At 66.3% G+C, this 17,665-nt stretch carries 12 protein-coding genes; 3 read left to right on the forward strand and 9 right to left on the reverse strand.

Annotated elements, in window-relative coordinates; all coding sequences use genetic code 11:
- Positions 1-391: 391 nt before the first annotated feature.
- Positions 392-3,907, reverse strand: coding sequence for a transcription-repair coupling factor (gene mfd / locus BRAD285_RS16040; protein WP_035647907.1), 3,516 nt, complete (start codon positions 3,905-3,907; stop codon positions 392-394).
- A complete protein-coding gene (locus BRAD285_RS16045) occupies positions 3,907-4,194 on the reverse strand; it encodes a succinate dehydrogenase assembly factor 2 (RefSeq protein WP_006613981.1) in 288 nt (95 codons plus the stop codon). Before BRAD285_RS16045 ends, mfd begins: the two co-directional genes overlap by 1 nt.
- Before the next feature lie 196 nt (positions 4,195-4,390).
- Between BRAD285_RS16045 and recG the strand changes: the two genes are divergently transcribed.
- Entirely contained in the window at positions 4,391-6,493 is a 2,103-nt protein-coding gene (gene recG, locus BRAD285_RS16050; protein ID WP_006613982.1) for an ATP-dependent DNA helicase RecG, read from the forward strand.
- Positions 6,494-7,029: 536 nt separating this feature from the next.
- Here the strand turns inward: recG and BRAD285_RS16055 are convergent.
- From BRAD285_RS16055 to BRAD285_RS16065, 3 genes are all read right to left on the reverse strand, one after another.
- The gene (locus BRAD285_RS16055) at positions 7,030-8,181 is read right to left on the reverse strand and encodes an IS110 family transposase (protein ID WP_087877652.1); all 1,152 of its coding nucleotides are present in this window, start codon (positions 8,179-8,181) and stop codon (positions 7,030-7,032) included.
- Between the two features lie 84 nt (positions 8,182-8,265).
- Positions 8,266-9,087, reverse strand: a complete 822-nt coding sequence (locus BRAD285_RS16060; RefSeq protein WP_035646190.1) for an NAD(P)-dependent oxidoreductase — start codon at positions 9,085-9,087, stop codon at positions 8,266-8,268.
- 191 nt (positions 9,088-9,278) lie between these two features.
- Positions 9,279-11,162, reverse strand: coding sequence for an autotransporter domain-containing protein (locus BRAD285_RS16065; RefSeq protein WP_006611712.1), 1,884 nt, complete (start codon positions 11,160-11,162; stop codon positions 9,279-9,281).
- Positions 11,163-11,424: 262 nt separating this feature from the next.
- On the opposite strand from BRAD285_RS16065, the gene BRAD285_RS16070 reads away from it, so the two are divergent.
- Positions 11,425-11,799, forward strand: a complete 375-nt coding sequence (locus tag BRAD285_RS16070; protein ID WP_006611711.1) for a VOC family protein — start codon at positions 11,425-11,427, stop codon at positions 11,797-11,799.
- 95 nt (positions 11,800-11,894) lie between these two features.
- Here the strand turns inward: BRAD285_RS16070 and BRAD285_RS16075 are convergent, their stop codons facing one another.
- The 3 genes from BRAD285_RS16075 to glmS form a co-directional block, all read right to left on the reverse strand.
- Complete coding sequence (locus BRAD285_RS16075; protein ID WP_006611710.1) at positions 11,895-12,692, reverse strand: DUF502 domain-containing protein; 798 nt, start codon at positions 12,690-12,692, stop codon at positions 11,895-11,897.
- A gap of 192 nt (positions 12,693-12,884) precedes the next feature.
- Entirely contained in the window at positions 12,885-13,499 is a 615-nt protein-coding gene (locus BRAD285_RS16080; protein ID WP_006611709.1) for a LysE family translocator, read from the reverse strand.
- A gap of 379 nt (positions 13,500-13,878) precedes the next feature.
- The gene (gene glmS, locus BRAD285_RS16085; protein ID WP_006611708.1) at positions 13,879-15,705 is read right to left on the reverse strand and encodes a glutamine--fructose-6-phosphate transaminase (isomerizing); all 1,827 of its coding nucleotides are present in this window, start codon (positions 15,703-15,705) and stop codon (positions 13,879-13,881) included.
- Positions 15,706-15,935: 230 nt separating this feature from the next.
- Here glmS and BRAD285_RS16090 point away from each other — a divergent pair, with 230 nt between their 5' ends.
- Positions 15,936-16,163: a hypothetical protein gene (locus BRAD285_RS16090; protein ID WP_006611707.1), complete on the forward strand. Its 228-nt coding sequence runs from the start codon at positions 15,936-15,938 to the stop codon at positions 16,161-16,163.
- Between the two features lie 58 nt (positions 16,164-16,221).
- Here BRAD285_RS16090 and glmU read toward each other — a convergent pair whose 3' ends face one another.
- Positions 16,222-17,568: a bifunctional UDP-N-acetylglucosamine diphosphorylase/glucosamine-1-phosphate N-acetyltransferase GlmU gene (gene glmU / locus BRAD285_RS16095; RefSeq protein ID WP_035646181.1), complete on the reverse strand. Its 1,347-nt coding sequence runs from the start codon at positions 17,566-17,568 to the stop codon at positions 16,222-16,224.
- Positions 17,569-17,665: the final 97 nt, after the last annotated feature.

Below are 17,665 nucleotides of genomic sequence, written 5' to 3' on the forward strand. Positions count from 1 at the left end.
AGGGTGGGCAAAGGCGCATGGAAGGTCTCGCCACAAGCAAGGGATCAGACGGCGCCGTGCCCACCATCTCACGGCGCAACACGCCGCCCGGCGGTGGGCACGCTGCCGCCTGACGGCGGCCGCTTTGCCCACCCTACGGACCGTTGTCTCCGATCACGATCTCTGCCCAATGCGTGCATGTTCAGATCGCGCATCCGCCTTACTCGTTTGGTGCAATCACGCTGATGGACTCGGGGGCATCCAACAAAGCGGAGCATGCGTCATGCAAAACCGGCAATCTCGCGAGGAGACCGATTGGGTCAGCGTCGTTGCGATCGTCTCGGTGTTCCTGATTGCCAGCCTTGCCTTGCACTTCGGCTGGCAACTTCGGTGACATGAAGCCGGCGGCGCATTACGCCGCCTTCTTCTTCTCCGCGAGCTCCGCCAGCTCCTTCAGAATATCCGTCGTGCCTTCGAGGCGCTCCTCCGGCGTCTCCCACACCTGCAGGAACACAACCTTCATGTCGGGGCGCACCTTGGCGGCCTGGCCGTGGCGCTTGATGAAGGCGACGAGGCGATCCGGATAGGCAAAGCTGTTGTCGCGGAAGGCGATGACGGCGCCCTTCGGGCCGGCGTCGACCTTCTCGACATTGGCTCTCCGGCAGTAGTTCTTGATCGCGGCGACCTTGAACAGATAGCGCGTCTCGTCCGGCAGCTTGCCGAAGCGGTCGCGCAGCTCGGCGGCAAAATTCTCGATCTCCTCGTCGGTCTCGAGATCGGCGAGCCGGCGGTACAACGACAGCCGCACCGAGAGGTCGGAGACGTAGTCCTCCGGAATCAGCACGGGCATGCCGATGGTGATCTGCGGCGACCAGCGGTCGACGGTCGGCTCGGTAATTCCGGCCTTGAGGTTCTCGATCGCCTCCTCCAGCATCGACTGGTAGAGCTCGAAGCCGACCTCCTTGATGTGGCCTGACTGCTCGTCGCCGAGCAGATTGCCGGCGCCGCGGATGTCGAGGTCGTGGCTGGCGAGCTGGAAGCCCGCGCCGAGCGTCTCCAGGGATTGCAGCACGCCGAGCCGCTTCTCCGCCTGCGCGCTGACCTTGTGGGTCGACGGCAGGGTGAACAGCGCATAGGCGCGCAGCTTGGAGCGGCCGACGCGGCCGCGCAGCTGATAGAGCTGGGCGAGGCCGAACATGTCGGCGCGGTGCACGATCAGCGTGTTGGCGCGGGGAATGTCGAGGCCGGATTCGACGATCGTGGTCGACAGGAGGATGTCGAACTTGCCGTCGTAGAACGCCGAGATGATGTCCTCGATCACGGTCGGCGCCATCTGGCCGTGGGCGACCGCGACCTTCATCTCCGGCACAGTCTTGTCGAGGAACTCCTTGACCTCGGCGAGATCGTCGATGCGCGGCACGACGTAGAACGCTTGGCCGCCGCGATAGCGCTCGCGCAACAGCGCCTCGCGGATCATCACCGGATCATGCGGCGCGACGAAGGTGCGCACGGCGAGACGATCGACCGGCGGCGAGGCGATGATCGACAGCTCGCGGACACCCGTCAGCGCAAGTTGCAGCGTGCGGGGGATCGGCGTCGCCGACAAGGTCAGCACGTGGATTTCGGCGCGCAGCTGCTTCAGCCGCTCCTTGTGACTGACGCCAAAGTGCTGCTCCTCGTCGACGATGACGAGGCCGAGGTCGCGGAACTTGACGGTCTTGCCGAGCAGCGCGTGAGTGCCGACGACGATGTCGACCGAGCCGTCGGTGAGGCCCTTCTTGACCTGGTTGAGCTCCTTGGTGGAGACGAGGCGCGAGGCCTGCGCGACGTTGACCGGAAAGCCCTTGAAGCGCTCGGTGAAGGTCTTGGCATGCTGTCGCGCGAGCAAGGTGGTCGGCACGACGACGGCGACCTGCTTGCCGTCGAGCGCGACCGCAAACGCCGCGCGCAGTGCCACCTCGGTTTTGCCAAAGCCGACGTCGCCGCAGACCAGGCGGTCCATCGGCCGTCCCGCTTCGAGATCGCCGAGCGTCGCCTGGATCGCGGCGAGCTGGTCCTCGGTCTCGTCATAGGGGAAGCGCGCGCAGAACTCGTCGTAGAGGCCAGCCTGCACCGGCATCTTCGGCGCCTCGTGCAGCATGCGCTCGGCGGCGATCTTGATCAGCTCGCCGGCCATCTCGCGGATGCGGTTCTTGAGTTTCGCCTTGCGCGTCTGCCAGCCCGAGCCGCCGAGCTTGTCGAGCTCGACATTGGTCTGGTCGGAGCCGTAGCGCGACAACAGCTCGATGTTCTCGACCGGCAGGTACAGCTTGGTCTCGCCGGCATAGCGCAGCTCGAGACAATCATGCGGCGCGCCGGCGACCTCCAGCGTCTGCAGACCGACGAAGCGGCCGATGCCGTGATCGACGTGCACGACGATGTCGCCCACGCCGAGGCTCGTCACCTCCGAGATGAAATTGTCGAGCTTGCGGCTGGCCCGGCGCGGCCGCACCAAGCGGTCGCCGAGAATGTCCTGCTCGGAGATGACGGCGATCTGGTCGGTCTCGAACCCGGTCTCCAGGCCGAGCACCGCGAGCATGGTCTCGTTGCGCGGCGTCGCCTGCACCATGCGCCAGGTGTTGACGCTGGTGACATGGATCAGCTTGTGGTCCTTCAACATCGAGGCCATGCGGTCGCGCGAGCCTTCGCTCCACAGCGCGATCACGACGTTCTTGCGCACCGACTGCAGCGCCTGCACATGCGCGACCAAGGCCTCGAACACGTTGACCGCGGCGTCGTTGCGCTCCGGCGCGAAGTTGCGGCCGGCCCGCGCACCGATGTCGACAACGCCAGCGCTCTCCGGCACGGCGAACGGCGTGACCTTCGCAAGCGGAGCGGCGGCGAGCCGCTCGGCCCACTCCGTCGACGTCAGATACAGCCGGTCGACGGTCAGCGGCTTGTAGATCGCGCCGCCGCCGGGATGCTCCATCGCCTCGCGGCGCGCGTCGTAATAGTCGATGATCTGCTTGAAGCGCTCGCGCGCGGCGTCCTCGCCCTGCGGCTCGATCACGATGGGCGTGTTCGGCAGATAGTCGAACAGGGTCTCCATCTTGTCGTGGAACAGCGGCAGCCAGTGCTCCATGCCGGGATAGCGGCGGCCTTCGCTGACGGCCTCGTACAGCGCGTCGTCGCGGTCGGGCGCGCCGAACTCGGCGACATAGCCCATGCGGAAGCGGCGGATGGTGTCGGTGACGAGCTGGAATTCGGAGACAGGCACGAGGTCGAGCGCACGCATGTCGAGCAAGGTGCGCTGCGTCTCGGCGTCGAAGGTGCGGATCGATTCCAGGCTGTCGCCGAAATAGTCGAAGCGCACGGGCTGGTCGAGGCCGGCGGGGAAGAGATCGAGAATGCCGCCGCGCACGGCATATTCGCCGCTCTCGCGAACGGTGGAGGCCCTGATGTAGCCGTTGTGCTCCAGCCAGGCGACCACGGAATCCATCGGCACGACATGGCCCGGCGCCACCGACAGCGCCTGGCCCGCCATCGTGTCGCGCGATGGCACGCGCTGCACGATGGCGTTGACGGTGGTCAGCACGATTAGCGGCTTGTCGCTGCCGGCGAGGCGCGACAGCCGCGCGAGCGTCGTGACACGCTGGGCGAGGATGCCGCCATGCGGCGAGACGCGATCATAGGGCTGGCAGTCCCAGGCCGGAAACTGCATCACCGGAAGATCCGGCGCGAAGAAGTCGAGCGCCCGCGCCAGCTGCTGCATCCGGTTGCCGTCGCGGCAGACCACGGCAAGGCTGACCGCCGGCGGCTTCGGCCGGGCGGCGATCGCGCGCGCGAGATCGGAGACGACGAGCCCTTCGGCGCCCTCGGCGACATTGGCGAGCGTGAGCGCGCGTCCCGGCGCGAGGTGCTCGGCGGGCGACTTGACTGGACTCTTCATCAATCGGCGTCCACCGCGCGGAATTCCTTGATCCGCTCGAACAGCGCCGGCGTCTGCTCCGGCGGCAGCGGCCGGGCGCCGGTGATCGCGGCGTAGAAATCCGGATCGGAGACCTCCAGGAGCTGTTCGAGCTGGTCCAGCTCGCCCTCGGTCAGCGTGCCGATCTCGGCGTCGGCAAAGCGCCCGAGAATCAGGTCCATCTCGCGGGTGCCGCGATGCCAGCAGCGGAACAGCAGCCGCTTGCGACGGTCGTCTAGGCCTTGGCTCGAACGGGTCGTTCCGGTCATCGCGATCTTCCTGCAGGACAACGCCAAAAGCCCGGACGGTGCCGGGCGCGGTTCATATAGCGGCGCGGCGCGCCCCTGTCAGCCCTCTCGGGGTGCAGAACCGGCATGCCGGGCCGCCTGAAAACGGGAAAAAAGAGGTGGATGTCTTGGCGATCACGGCTATTCCGGCCTGCAAAGCAAATTAAGTGTTCGGTCCATGCGCCCTGCCATCCTGAACCCGCTGTTCGCGCCGGTCACGACCCTGTCGGGTGTCGGGCCGAAGCAGGACAAGCTGCTGCGCTATCTGCTGAGCTGCAACGAGACGCCGCGTCTGGTCGACCTCTTGCTGCATCTGCCGGCCAGCGTGATCGATCGCCGGAACCGGCCGAAGGTGCGTGACGCCGAGGTTGGCACGGTGGTGACGCTGGAGGTGACCGTCGATCGCCATCGTCCGTCGCGTAACGCCCGGGCGCCCTATCTGGTTTACGCCAGCGACGAGACCGGCGACGTCGTTCTCACGTTCTTCCGGCCGAAGGGCGACTACATCGAGAAGATCCTTCCCGTCGGCGCCAAGCGCTACGTCTCCGGCACCGTGCAGATGTACGACGGCGTGCCGCAGATCGTTCATCCGCACCCCATTCTCGACGAGGCTGCTTTCGCCAAACTGTCAGGAATCGACCCGGTCTATCCGCTGACCGAAGGGCTTGCGCTTGGCTCGCTGCGGCGCGCGATCGCCGCGGCGCTGACCAAGCTGCCGGATTTGCCGGAATGGATCAGCCCGGAGGTGCTGAGCCGCTGCAACTTCCCCTCGCTGCGGGAGGCGCTGACGCGGGTGCACGTCCCGCAGGAGCTGACGGATATCCTCCCCGAGAACCCGTTCTGGTCACGCCTCGCCTTCGACGAACTGCTCGCCGGCCAATTGGCGCTGGCGCTGGTGCGCGCGCAACTGCGCCGCCCGGCCGGCAACCGTCACGCCGGCGACGGCCGTCTGCGCCGCATGATCATCGACGCCCTGCCCTATGCGCTGACCAATTCGCAGGCTCAGGCGATCGAGGCGATCGCAGCCGATCTCGAAAAGCCGGTGCGCATGCTCAGGCTGCTGCAGGGCGATGTCGGCTCCGGCAAGACGGTGGTGGCGCTGCTCGCAGCGGCGGCCGTGGCGGAGGCCGGCAAGCAGGCTGCGCTGATGGCGCCGACCGAAATCCTCGCGCGGCAGCACGCCAAGACGATCGCGCCGCTCGCCGAGCGCGCCGGCATGAACGTCGCCATTCTCACCGGCCGCGAGAAGGGCAAGGAGCGCCGCGACATTCTCGCCCGGCTGGAAGCGGGCGAGATCGACCTGCTGGTCGGCACGCATGCGCTGATCCAGGACGACGTCATCTTCAAGTCACTCGCGCTTGCCATCGTCGACGAGCAGCATCGTTTCGGCGTCCGCGAGCGGCTGGCGCTGACATCGAAGGGCGAGGCCGTCGACGTGCTCGTGCTGTCGGCGACGCCAATTCCGCGCACGCTGGTGCTGACCTATTTCGGCGATATGGACATTTCCGAGCTGCGCGAGAAGCCGGCCGGCCGGCAGCCGATCGACACCCGCGCCGTGGCCGACACCCGGCGCACCGAGGTCATCGATGCGGTCGGCCGCGCGCTTGACGCCGGCAAGCTGGTGTATTGGATCTGCCCGCTGGTCGAGGAGTCCGAGGCCGAGGGCATCGATCACCTCACCAACGCCACCGACCGGTACGAGAGCCTGCGCGAGCGCTTCGGCGAGCGCGTCGGCCTCGTCCACGGCAAGATGAAGGGCAGCGAGAAGGACGACGTCATGGGCCGCTTCGCGGCGCATGAGCTGCGGCTGCTCGTTGCAACGACGGTGGTCGAGGTCGGCGTCGACGTGCCCGCCGCGACCATCATGGTGATCGAGAATGCCGAGCGCTTCGGCCTGGCCCAATTGCACCAGCTGCGCGGCCGCATCGGCCGCGGCTCGGAAGCCTCGACCTGCATCCTGCTCTATCACGAGCCGCTCGGACAGATGTCGAAGGCGCGGCTCGCGGTCATCAGGGAGACCACCGACGGCTTCCGCATCGCCGAGGAGGATCTCAAGCTGCGCGGCGAAGGCGACGTTCTCGGCATCCGCCAGAGCGGCCTGCCCGGCTACCGTATTGCCCGCCCCGAGGTGCATGCGCAGCTGATCACGCAAGCGCGCGACGAGGCGCTGCGGATTTTGAAGGACGATCCCAAGCTGAAGGGCCCGCGCAGCGACGCGCTGCGCTGCCTGCTGTATCTCTACGAGCGCGACGAGGCGATCCCGCTGCTGACGGCGGGGTAACATTTGTAGGGTGGGCAAAGCGACGCCGAAGGCGACGCGTGCCCACCATCCGCGCCGGCGATCGTGGGCGGTGGGCACGGCGCGTCGAAGAGCTGGACACCAATGACGAGATGGGCGCGCCTTTGCCCACCCTCATATGGGGTCTTGTGAGTCAAGGCTCTATGATAGGTTGGGGGCTGCTTTCGTTCGTATCCTTGAGGCGGACTGGTTGGTGGAGCAAAGCCGACGGCCGCGCGCTCTCCATGTAGCGCTGTAGCGGACGGCGGCTTTGCGGTTGGCATGGCGATGCCGGCCTGGGTATCGGCGGTCTACGGTCGAGGACTGGCTTCGAAGATCCTGCAGCTTGTCCGCTGCATCACCTCATATCCGGTCGGATGATGACGGCATCCGAGCCCATGTTCCGCATGCTTGCGGCGAGAAGCCAGGAGGATGAGACCTATCTACAAGACGGCTGGTGGTACAGCCCTAGGGTGGCACGGTCATCATCCATCCTCGCAAGACCGCGGCGAGCCGCGGGCCTGATCGCAAATCCGTCTTTAGGCCTTCATCAGCGCGTCCTCAGGCACCAGGCCGGTCTCGAGATAGCGCCACAGTGCCACGATGAGCTTGCGCGCCAGGGCCACGATTGCGATGCGCCTGGCACGCTTGCCGGCGTTGAGCGTGCGGGCCCTGAACCATCGGCTGAGCGCGCTGTCCGGCTGATGAAGGATCCAGAGCCAAGTCAGCTCGATCGCCTTCTGACGGACGTGCGGATTGCCCGCCTTGCTGATGCCCTGCTCGCGATCGATGCCGCCGCTCTTCCATGGGCTCGGCGTCAGGCCGCAATAGCTCGCGACCTCGCGCCGGTTGCGGAACTCCTTGTAGAACAGCTCACCAACCAGGGTGATGGCAAACGCCGGTCCGACACCCTTGAGCCGCTGCAGCTGCTCCCGCCGCGTGGCCATTCTCGCGGGAACGGCAGAGGCCTGCGTCGTATCCTGGCTCTGCTCCAGCGCCGCGAGCTGCTCGCGCACCAGCATCAGACGCGCGTGCTCGCGCTTGACCTCGGCCATGACATGGGGCGGCAGCGGCTGGTCCTGCCAGTCACGTTGTTGCTCCAGCCAGGTGAGCCAGTTGCGGCGGCGCGGGTTGCCGACCTGAAGCCCGGACAGCCGCAGCAGCGCCTTGATCCGGTTGGTATGGGCAGTCTGCTCGGTAACCAATCGGTCGCGCTCGCGGCTGATCCGCCGGGCGTCCTCCTGCTCGACTGTCGGCACCCGGAGGATCCGGACTACCCGCGGCTCTCCGCGCAAATGAGCCATCAGCGTCCGCAGCAGCAGCTCGCCGTCGATCCGGTCGGTCTTCGCCCGCCGCGCCCGCTGCTCGACTGCGATGCTGGCCGGGTCGAACACCAGATTGTCGATCCCAGCCGCCACCAGCAGCCGGTGCAGCCAGAAGCCGTCATAGCCGGCCTCGTAGCAACTCGCCACGCGCGGCTCCGATCCGAGCTTCTGCGCCGCTCGGACCCGGATCTTGGCGATCAACGCTAGCAGGCCGGCGTGATCGCCGCCCTCCAGCTTGTAGCGCGACATGCGCCCCTGATCGGGACTGTGCACCGTGACCAGCCAGGTCTTCTGACTGAGTTCAATCGCAGCGAAAATTGTGCCAATGTTTGCCGCGGTGGGCGCGCCAAAAGTCAATATCTGCATCTGACTCTCCGAGGGTTCGAGTGTGGAAACCCAAACCTATCGGAAGGGCTCGCTCACCGCTCCCCCATGGAATCTACGCTGCTATCACGACGGCTTCGCCTTGCAGCTCTCCGCAAACGCCACCAGCTGCGCCGCCTCGGTGCCCTCGCCCTGCACGTCCGCCGCGATGTGCTCGAACAGCCGCACAAAGCCCTCGTAGATCAGCGCGGCCGGATGATCGTCCCCCAGGAAGCCCGCGATCTCGCGCATTTCGGCGACCCATCGATAGGCCTTGGGCAGCATGTCCGGCAGCGCATTGGCGAGCCGTGCCTGGACGTGCGGCAGGCTGAGCGCGAGCTCGTCACGCAGCGCATCCGCTGCGCCGGCGCGGGTTGCCGCCAACACCATCGCGGCGCCGAGCCCGGTCAGGCCCTTGTTGATCCCGGCGTAGGACATCTTCAGCGCCGAGGCGGCGCCGATCGGCCCGTCGATCGGGCGCAAGTCGAGCCCGAGCTGACCAAGCACGGCGACATCGGCCGCGGCCTCGCCACTGACATAGAGCGCCGGTCCCTTCGTGCCGGGCTTGGGCGGCAGGCCGATGATGGCGGCGTCGACCAGACGCGCGCCTGAGGACAGCACGATGTCCTCGATGGTCCGGATGGTCTCGACATTGACCGCGTTGCAATCGACGATGACCGGCTTCTTGGCACTCCGGTTGATGACCGTCGCGAGCTGCTCCGCCAGCGCCACGGCCTCGCCGGGCGGCACGATCGACAGGATGATGTCGCAAGCCGCGATCTCGGCCTCGCCGGCGCCGATCATTCCGGACGCCGCCGCCCTCGCTTGCGTCGCGGCGCTCCGGCCCTCCAGCGAGGTCAGCACCTTGCAGCCGTGCTCGGCAAGGCGAGCGGCGATGGCGCTGCCCATGGCGCCGGGCGCGATGACGGCAATGCTTGGGGGCATGACAACAACTCCGATTCCAACGAGGCTCCCGAAAGACTATCCGGGTTCGATGACGAAACGGAACACGCGAAAACGGAGGGGCAGCCCTTCCGGACTGCCCCTCTCCTGATCCGAGCAGCAGCCGCGCCCCCCAGCGCCTGCTGCTCCGACCGATCTCAGAACGAGACCTTCAAGCCCCCGCTGCCATAGAAGTCGTCGCCGCCGGTCCGCCCGATCGTCCGCGACACGTTGGCCGTCAGCGCCACGTTGCTCCAGAACGGCGCGACCACGCCCGCGGTCACACGGCCGTAGACATTATGCGACGTGCTGTTCGGGACGTTCCAGTTGTTGACGATGACAGGCGCAGAGGTCGCGCTGTACTGGATCAGGCGGCCGTTGCCGATGATGTCGTCATCGAGCGTCAGGTTCAGATACGGATTGATCGTGGCGCCCTGCGCCTGGAACGGCGTTCGCAGCTGCACGCCCACACTACCGACCAGGGTCTCCGCCGTCTGCGAGCCGACCGTCAGCGTCAGCGCGGGATCGCCGGCCTCGGTGAAGCCGTCGACCCTGGCGCGGGCATAGGTCAGGCCGCCGATCGGGCCGAGCTTCGCCGTGCCGGCATCGAACAGATAGCCGGCCTTGCCGGCGACGACGAAGGTCGTGCCGCCGGGATTCGAGGTGATGGTGTCGACCACGCCCGGCCGCGTGTTGCGATAGTCCTGGTGGCCGATCGTGGCGAGGGCTTGCGCAAACAGGTTGCTGCTCGCCCATGCGCCGTAGAGGCCGAACTGATAGGAGTTCGCATCCGTCGTGCCCGCATTGCCGAACAGCCGTGCCTTGGGATTGGAATAGTCGAACGCGGTGCCGATCATGGCGTTCGCCGACAGCCGGTACTCGACCCCGATCGTGCCGCCGACGCTGTCGAGATTGAAGCCGTTCGCGGCGCCGTTGCCGTGGCGATCGCTGATCCCGCCATTGCCCTGCATGTAGAACGACCACGGGTTGACCGCGGCCAATGGCGGCGCCTTCACGGAAGGCGCCTTGGTGATGATGGCGCCATAAGAGTTCATCGCCGACGGCGCGAAGCCCGCGGTCTCGCGGAACTGATCGAGCTTGCCGAACAAGGTCGAGGCGAAGCCCATCGCGGTGATAGATGCGACGTCGCCCTGCGGCGCGAAGGTCAGCGGCGCATTGAGGCGGTTGACGATGTATTGCCCGAGCACCTCGAAGCCGTGCGAGGTCAGGTGCACGCCGTCGACATAGAACAGATACTGGTTCTGCAGCGCCGGATTGCCGATGCAGGCGACCGGACAGGCGCCGACATTGCTGAAGCCGTAGCGCTGCGGATTGGCCTGGATCAGGGAGCCGATGAGGCTCGTATCGACATATTCGACGCGCACGCCGTTGCGCGCCACGTTCGCAAGCGAGGCCTGCATCAGGCTGTTGTAGGTCGTGCTGTAGAGCTTGCCGGTCGGCGCATTGGCGTTGCCGACCGCCTCCGGCAAGGTGCTGACATCGCCGGCCGTGAACACGATGCTGCGCGCGCCGGCGCCGACCAGCGCGTTGATGCCGGTCATGGCTTGCTGCGCGGTGACCGCCGCCGCGGTTGGCGCGCCGGCAAACGTGCCGCCCGCACGGTAATAGGCGCGCGCGTCATTGCCGCCGATCGAAATCTCGACGAGATCGGTCGAGGCGATCTTGCCGGAGAACCCCGTCAGTCCGCTCCATTCCTGAACGAAGCCGGGAATGCCGGGCCCCGCGACGTTGGTCGTGCCGCTGGTCGCGCCGCCGATCGCGTAGTTGAGCTGGGGAATGCCGAGCAGCGCCGAGGTGGTGTCGACGAAATTGGTGCCGCCACTGAAGCGCCCGGTCGGATACAGCGGCAGCTTGCCGATGCCGCCGGTGAAGGTCCAGAGATTGCCCGTGTCGGCGTAGCTGTCACCGAAGGCCTGGATACGCGTGTAGGTTGTTTGGGCGGATGCTGGTTGGCTCAGCGTCAGCCACGCTCCGGACAGCGCCATTCCGCACAGCATTGACGCCTGACTCATACGTCTCATTCTACGCCTCCCCTACGCCTTACTTTTGTTGGCTCAATGTTTCCATGGCGGCGGATTGGGACACCACCGCCCACAGGTTGTAGGGGCGCCGACGACGAATGGCTGTGCCCTGGCAGCATCATCATGCGGCGCAAAATGCCGCTCTGCGCACGACCGGCCGCTTCTCGCACACCGCCGAACACTGCTGACAGAATCTGGCAGCACGCTCCGCTACTGGATCAGTCGACGCGCCGATGCCGGCGCCAGCACCGGAGACACGACGATGCCCGAGTTCAATTTCCTGATCCTGTATGTCGACAACCCGCCGAACAGCGCCGCCTTCTACTCAGACCTGCTGGGCATTCCCGTCATCGAGCAATCGCCGACCTTTGCCATGCTGCCGCTGCGCGAGGGCATCATGCTGGGCTTGTGGTCGCGGCACACGGTCGAGCCGGCCGCGGCTGGCGCGGCGGGGTCGGTCGAAACCGCGTTCGCCGTGTCCGGCGTGGGTGAGGTCGAGCGACTGCACGGGGATTGGAAGGCGCGCGGCCTCCGCATCATTCAGGAACCGACACGCATGGATTTCGGCACGACCTTTGTCGCGCTCGATCCGGACGGGCATCGCCTCCGCGTCTTCGTCCCGCAGGACGCCGGCTAAGCAAGTCGGCTCATGAGAAGACGGCGCGTGTCGTCATTCCTGTTCGAAGGCGGATCGGCCATCGCTGCGGACATGACGATGCGCGTCGGGCTCGCCTAGTCGGCCTTGGCCGGCTCCGGCTCCAGGCGCGGCGCCGGCTGCACCGGGGCGTTGGCGATGCGCGCGGCGTTGGCCATGGTGGCGAGCGCGGCGGCTTTCTTCTGTGCGTCGGAGCCAGGCTGCACCACACCGCAGGACATGATCAGGGTCGCCGCATCCTCGGCGCTCATGTCGACCTCGATGATCTTGCTCTTCGGCAGATAGAAGAAGAAGCCGGTGGTCGGGTTGGGCGCACAAGGCAGGAAGACCGAGATCTGCTCATCATCGCCCGGCAGACGGCTTGCGACTTCCGTGCTCGGCGGCTGCGAGATCAGCACGATCGACCACATGCCCGGCGACGGAAACTCGACCAGGCCGACGCGGCGCAGGCTCGAGCCCTTGCCGGAGAACAGCGTCTCGAACACCTGCTTGAGGCCGCGATAGATCGCACGCACCGCCGGAATGCGCCCGAGCAGCCGCTCGCCGAGATCGACCAAGGTGCGGCCGATCAGGTTGGCGGTCAGGAAGCCGAGCAGCGTCAGGCCGATCACGGCGACGATCAGGCCGGAGCCGGGCACGCCGAACGGCAGATAGGTCTCGGGGCGGTAGACCAGCGGCACGAACGGGCGCACCAGCCCGTCGACCCAGGTCACGAACCACCAGGTGATGTACAGGGTGATGGCCACGGGCCCGGCCACGACGAGGCCGGTCAGGAAATAATTGCGAAACCGGAACATCAACCCATGGTGGGGCGTCTCGGCCTGAGCATCGGCCAAGGGATCGGTCTCAGGCGGCAGGTCGTCGCGGGAACTCATGCGGACTTCCGGATCGGATCAATTCTCAGCTAGGGTCTTAGCAGATTTTTGGAAGGGCAACGCCCCCTTTCCGACACAGCTGCGCGGTTTGACGCCCGCCTGTGGCTGGCCAGCCGGGCTCGAGGGACCTCATATGCGGGGCTGAGCCGCCGGTTTGGCCCCAGCGAGCCCGCCCTGCCTCAATTCGCCGCGCTAGGCGCTGCGCAGCGGCAGGGCGAGGCCGACAGCGATGAAGATGCCCCCGCAAACCTGGTTGAAGCGCCGCCCGGCCCGCGCCAGCCACGGCCGGACCCGGGCCGCTGCGCTGGCAATGGCGACCTCGGTCAGGAACTCCGTGATCGTATAGGTGATGGCCACGATGCCGAACTGCACCGCGAGGCTGCGCGTGGGATCAATGAATTGCGGCAACAGGGCACTGAAGAACAGCAGGCATTTCGGGTTGGTCGCCGCGGTCAGGAAGCCCGCCCGAAACAGCGAATGCCAGCTCGCCCTGACCGGTCCCTGGCCGATATCGACCGCCACCGGCGGCGATCGCCACAGCTTGATGCCGAGCCAGGCAAGATAGAGCCCGCCGACCCATTTCAGGACCACGAGCCAGGTGATCGAGGATTGCACCAGCGCGCCGATGCCGAACATGCACAGCGCCATGATCAGGACGAAGCCGATCAGGCCGCCGGCGATCGTGAACAGCGTCTTGCGCCCACCATGCAGCGCCCCGTGCGTCAGGGCCAGCAAGCCGTTCGGTCCGGGCGTCAGGGAGATGCCGATGCTCGTGAGCAGAAACAGCAGCCAGGTGTCGAGAGCCATGGAGAGCGCCATCATGAAGCGGACTGACCGATCCGCTGCCGGAGTCATCGCCCGCACGCATGTCGGATTGCGGATCAGATGGCAAGCGCGGGGGAGTTCGGCACGACTGCCGCGTCATTCAAAAGGATCGCACGCTCGCGCCCAAATGAAGCGTGAGCGCGAACAAAAACCGGTGTCGTCCCGGACAAGCCCGACAACGCGACAGCGTTGGCGGGCGCCGATCCGGGACCCATACTCCCAGCAGGCGGTTTGGGGCCGGCTGGAGCTGCCAGCGCTGCCAGCCATGAAGCGCGGTGGTTATGGATCCCGGCGTTCGCCGGGATGACACTGAATTTGCGGACGCTGGTCGCAACCCTGAAACGAGCCGAGAGCGGCGCCTCTACTCCACCGTCACCGACTTCGCCAGATTGCGCGGCTGGTCGACGTCCGTGCCCATCACCACGGCCGTGTGATACGCCAGCAGCTGCACCGGGATCGCATACACGATCGGTGTGAAGGTCGCGGCCATGTCGGGCATGGTGATCGTCACCAGCGACTCCACGGTCGCCTCCTCCGCGCCCTTGGCGTCGGTCATCAGGATGATGTTGCCGCCGCGCGCGGCGACCTCCTGCATGTTCGACACCGTCTTCTCGAACACCTTGTCATAGGGCGCGATGACGACGACCGGCATGGTCTCGTCGATCAGCGCGATCGGGCCGTGCTTGAGCTCGCCTGCGGCATAGCCCTCGGCGTGAATGTAGGAGATCTCCTTCAGCTTCAACGCGCCTTCCAGCGCCAGCGGATAGGAGGTGCCGCGGCCGAGATAGAGCACGTCCTTCGACTTGGCGATCTCGCGCGCGAGCTTCTCGATCTGCAGCTCCGTCGTCAGGGCCGCTGCGATCAGGCGCGGCACCTCGACGAGGCCATGCACCAGCTTGGTCTCGTCGGCTTCGGAGAGTTCGCCGCGACCGCGGCCGGCCGCGATCGCCAGCGCCGCCAGCACCATTAGCTGACAGGTGAAGGCCTTGGTGGAGGCGACGCCGATCTCGGGACCGGCGAGCGTGGGCATCACGATCTCGCTCTCGCGCGCGATCGTGGAGGTCGGCACGTTGACGACCGACAGCGTGTGCACGCCCTGCGACTTGGCATAGCGCAGCGCCGCCAGGGTGTCGGCCGTCTCGCCGGACTGCGAGATGAAGATGGCGAGATCGCCCTTGCGCAGCGGCGCCTCGCGGTAGCGGAACTCCGAGGCGACATCGAGCTCGACCGGGACGCGGGCGAAGCGCTCGAACCAGTATTTTGCGACGAAACCGGCATAGCTCGCGGTGCCGCAGGCGGTGATCGAGATGCGCTGAATGTCCTTGAAGTCGAACGGCAGCCGCGCCGGCAACGCGACGCGCTCGGTGCCCATGTCGACGTAACGCGCGAGCGTGTGGCCGACGACCTCCGGCTGCTCGTGGATCTCCTTCGCCATGAAGTGACGATAGTTGGCCTTGTCGACCAGGAACGACGACGCGCCGGATCTCAGCACCTCGCGCTTCACCACCGCGCCTGAGGCATCGTGGATGATACCGGACTCGCGGGTGATCTCGACCCAGTCGCCGTCATCGAGATAGCTGATCGTGTCGGTGAACGGCGCCAGCGCAATGGCATCCGAGCCGAGGAACATCTCGCCATCGCCATAGCCCATCGCCAGTGGCGAGCCCTTGCGCGCACCGATGAGCAGATTGCCGTGGCCCTTGAACAGGAAGGCCAGCGCGAATGCGCCTTTGAGCTGCGGCAGGGATGCAGCCACCGCCTGCTGCGGCGAATGACCCTTCAGCAGATAGGAATTGACGAGATGGACGACCGTCTCCGTGTCGGTCTCCGAGGCGAACTTGGCGCCCTGCTTTTCCAGCTCGGCACGTAGTTCCCGGAAATTCTCGATGATGCCGTTATGCACCACCGCAACGTTATCAGTCGCGTGCGGATGCGCGTTGCTCTCGGTCGGCTTGCCATGCGTCGCCCAGCGCGTGTGGCCGATGCCCGCATGGCCCTTCAACGGCTCCCGTTCGAGCCGCTTCTCGAGGTTCTTGAGCTTGCCCTCGGCGCGGCGCCGATCGAGGTGATCACCTTCGAGAGTGGCAACGCCCGCGGAGTCGTAGCCGCGATACTCCAGACGCTTGAGGGAATCGACGAGATGCTCGGCAACCGGCCCGCGTCCCAGGATCCCGATGATTCCGCACATCAGCGCTAGTCCCCAAATCGTCGAGAGAGATTCAAATGCGTGGCATTGTCTTAACGAAAACCGCGCGCTTTCAGGATTCAATAATTATTGCGGATTGCGACAGGGTTAAGTGGCAGCCTTAACCGAGATATCGGCCCGCAACTCCGGTTCGATGCGGAGGTCCGGTTCGAGGCGGCCTTAACGCCCGGTCAACGCTTTCGCGACGAAACTGTCGCGTCGGAGAGGACGCCATGACCACCAGCCGCCGCCCCACTGATCCCAAAGGCACGAGCTCACTGAGCCTGTCGCATCCCACGTCCGGGAGCCATCTGGCCCACTGGCCGCCGCCCACCATGGGTCACGAGCTCAAGCCGATGCCGATCAAGCATCGCAGCGATGAACCGGTCAAGCACGCCACGCGCCGCGGCTGGCGCCTGACGCGCGCGATGTTTGCCGAGTTCCAGGACGACGACCAGTAAGTTCGGGGAGCGCGCTCGCGCCGCAGAGGCAGCGATCCTCGATCGTGGCCTCACATTCTCATTTCTTCTGGCGTTGCTTGGCGCTCCGGAAGCGCGCCGCCGCGCCTTCGCGCGTCGTCTGCGGGCTGCGCTCGAGCGCCAGCGCGTCATCCGGCACGTCGCGCGTGATCACAGAGCCTGAGCCGATATAAGCGCGCGCGCCGATATTGATCGGCGCCACCAGCGAGGTGTTGGTGCCGATGAACGCGCCTTCGCCGATCGTGGTCTTGTACTTGTTGAAGCCGTCATAGTTGCAGGTGATGGTGCCGGCGCCGATGTTGGAGTTGGCGCCGACATGGGCATCGCCGATGTAGGACAGATGGTTGACCTTGACGCCCGGCTCCAGCACGGCGGCCTTGGCTTCGACGAAATTGCCGATCTTGGCGCCATCGCCCAGCGACGTGCCCGGCCGCAGCCGTGCGAACGGACCGAGCAGGCTGTTGCGGCCGAGCGTCGACTGCACGATGTGCGAGAACGAATGCACGATGGCGCCGTCGCCGATCGAAACGCCGGGGCCGATGACGACGAACGGCTCGATCGTGACATCCTTGCCGAAGGTCGTGTCTGCCGCGAGATAGACGGTCTCCGGCGCGATCAGCGTCACGCCAGCGTCCATGGCCGCCTGCCGCAACCGGGCCTGCATCACGGCCTCGGCCTGCGCGAGTTGCGCCTTGGTGTTGATGCCGCGTACCTCGTCCTCCGAGGTTTCAATGACGACCGCGTCGAGCCCCTGCTCGCGCGCAATCGCCACCGCATCGACGAGATAGTATTCGCACTTGCTGTTGGCGTTGCCGATCTTGTCGAGGATCGCCAGCGCGTGCCGGCCGCTCAGCGCCATCACGCCGGCATTACACAGCGTGATCGCGCGCTCAGCCTCTGAGGCATCGGCCTGCTCGCGAATGGCGATTAGCTTCGATCCATCCATCAGCAGCCGTCCATAGCCGGTCGGATCGACCGCGCGAAAGCCGAGCACGGCCAGCGCTGCGCCCTGCGCCAACGGCGCGCGCAGCCGCGCAAAGGTCTCGGCGGTGATCAATGGCGTGTCACCAAACGCGACGAGAAGGTCGTCGGCCCCGCGTACGATCGCTTCGCGCGCCGCCAGCACCGCATGCGCGGTGCCGAGCCGCTCGCGCTGGACGAAGATATTGGCGTCGGGGCGCAGGCGCCTTGCTTCCTTCTCGACCGCGGCGTGGTCAGGGCCGATCACCACGGCGATGCTGGCGCCGTCCCCTTTCGGAGCGGCCGCCAGCACGTGGGCCAGCAGTGATTCGCCTGCGACGGGATGCAGCACCTTTGGCACGCTCGTGCGCATCCGCGTGCCCTCGCCGGCCGCGAGCACAATGGTCAGACTGGATCGAGCGGTCATCAAACATCCTGGGAAAAGCTGAGCGGCACAGGTGGCGCTGTCATAAATCGTTTTCGGCACGCGGCAAACCTGCAGCGACTGAAACCCATACGGGTTT

The sequence above is a fragment of the Bradyrhizobium sp. ORS 285 genome (genome assembly GCF_900176205.1).
In the GTDB taxonomy this organism is placed as follows: Bacteria; Pseudomonadota; Alphaproteobacteria; order Rhizobiales; family Xanthobacteraceae; genus Bradyrhizobium.

What these genes read in the sequence shown, in the direction of transcription:
- mfd (WP_035647907.1), bottom strand. Translation starts at nt 3,907, where the DNA reads ATGAAGAGTCCAGTCAAGTCGCCCGCCGAGCACCTCGCGCCGGGACGC.
- BRAD285_RS16045 (WP_006613981.1), bottom strand. Translation starts at nt 4,194, where the DNA reads ATGACCGGAACGACCCGTTCGAGCCAAGGCCTAGACGACCGTCGCAAG.
- recG (WP_006613982.1), top strand. Translation starts at nt 4,391, where the DNA reads ATGCGCCCTGCCATCCTGAACCCGCTGTTCGCGCCGGTCACGACCCTG.
- BRAD285_RS16055 (WP_087877652.1), bottom strand. Translation starts at nt 8,181, where the DNA reads ATGCAGATATTGACTTTTGGCGCGCCCACCGCGGCAAACATTGGCACA.
- BRAD285_RS16060 (WP_035646190.1), bottom strand. Translation starts at nt 9,087, where the DNA reads ATGGGCAGCGCCATCGCCGCTCGCCTTGCCGAGCACGGCTGCAAGGTG.
- BRAD285_RS16065 (WP_006611712.1), bottom strand. Translation starts at nt 11,162, where the DNA reads ATGAGACGTATGAGTCAGGCGTCAATGCTGTGCGGAATGGCGCTGTCC.
- BRAD285_RS16070 (WP_006611711.1), top strand. Translation starts at nt 11,425, where the DNA reads ATGCCCGAGTTCAATTTCCTGATCCTGTATGTCGACAACCCGCCGAAC.
- BRAD285_RS16075 (WP_006611710.1), bottom strand. Translation starts at nt 12,692, where the DNA reads ATGAGTTCCCGCGACGACCTGCCGCCTGAGACCGATCCCTTGGCCGAT.
- BRAD285_RS16080 (WP_006611709.1), bottom strand. Translation starts at nt 13,499, where the DNA reads ATGGCTCTCGACACCTGGCTGCTGTTTCTGCTCACGAGCATCGGCATC.
- glmS (WP_006611708.1), bottom strand. Translation starts at nt 15,705, where the DNA reads ATGTGCGGAATCATCGGGATCCTGGGACGCGGGCCGGTTGCCGAGCAT.
- BRAD285_RS16090 (WP_006611707.1), top strand. Translation starts at nt 15,936, where the DNA reads ATGACCACCAGCCGCCGCCCCACTGATCCCAAAGGCACGAGCTCACTG.
- glmU (WP_035646181.1), bottom strand. Translation starts at nt 17,568, where the DNA reads ATGACCGCTCGATCCAGTCTGACCATTGTGCTCGCGGCCGGCGAGGGC.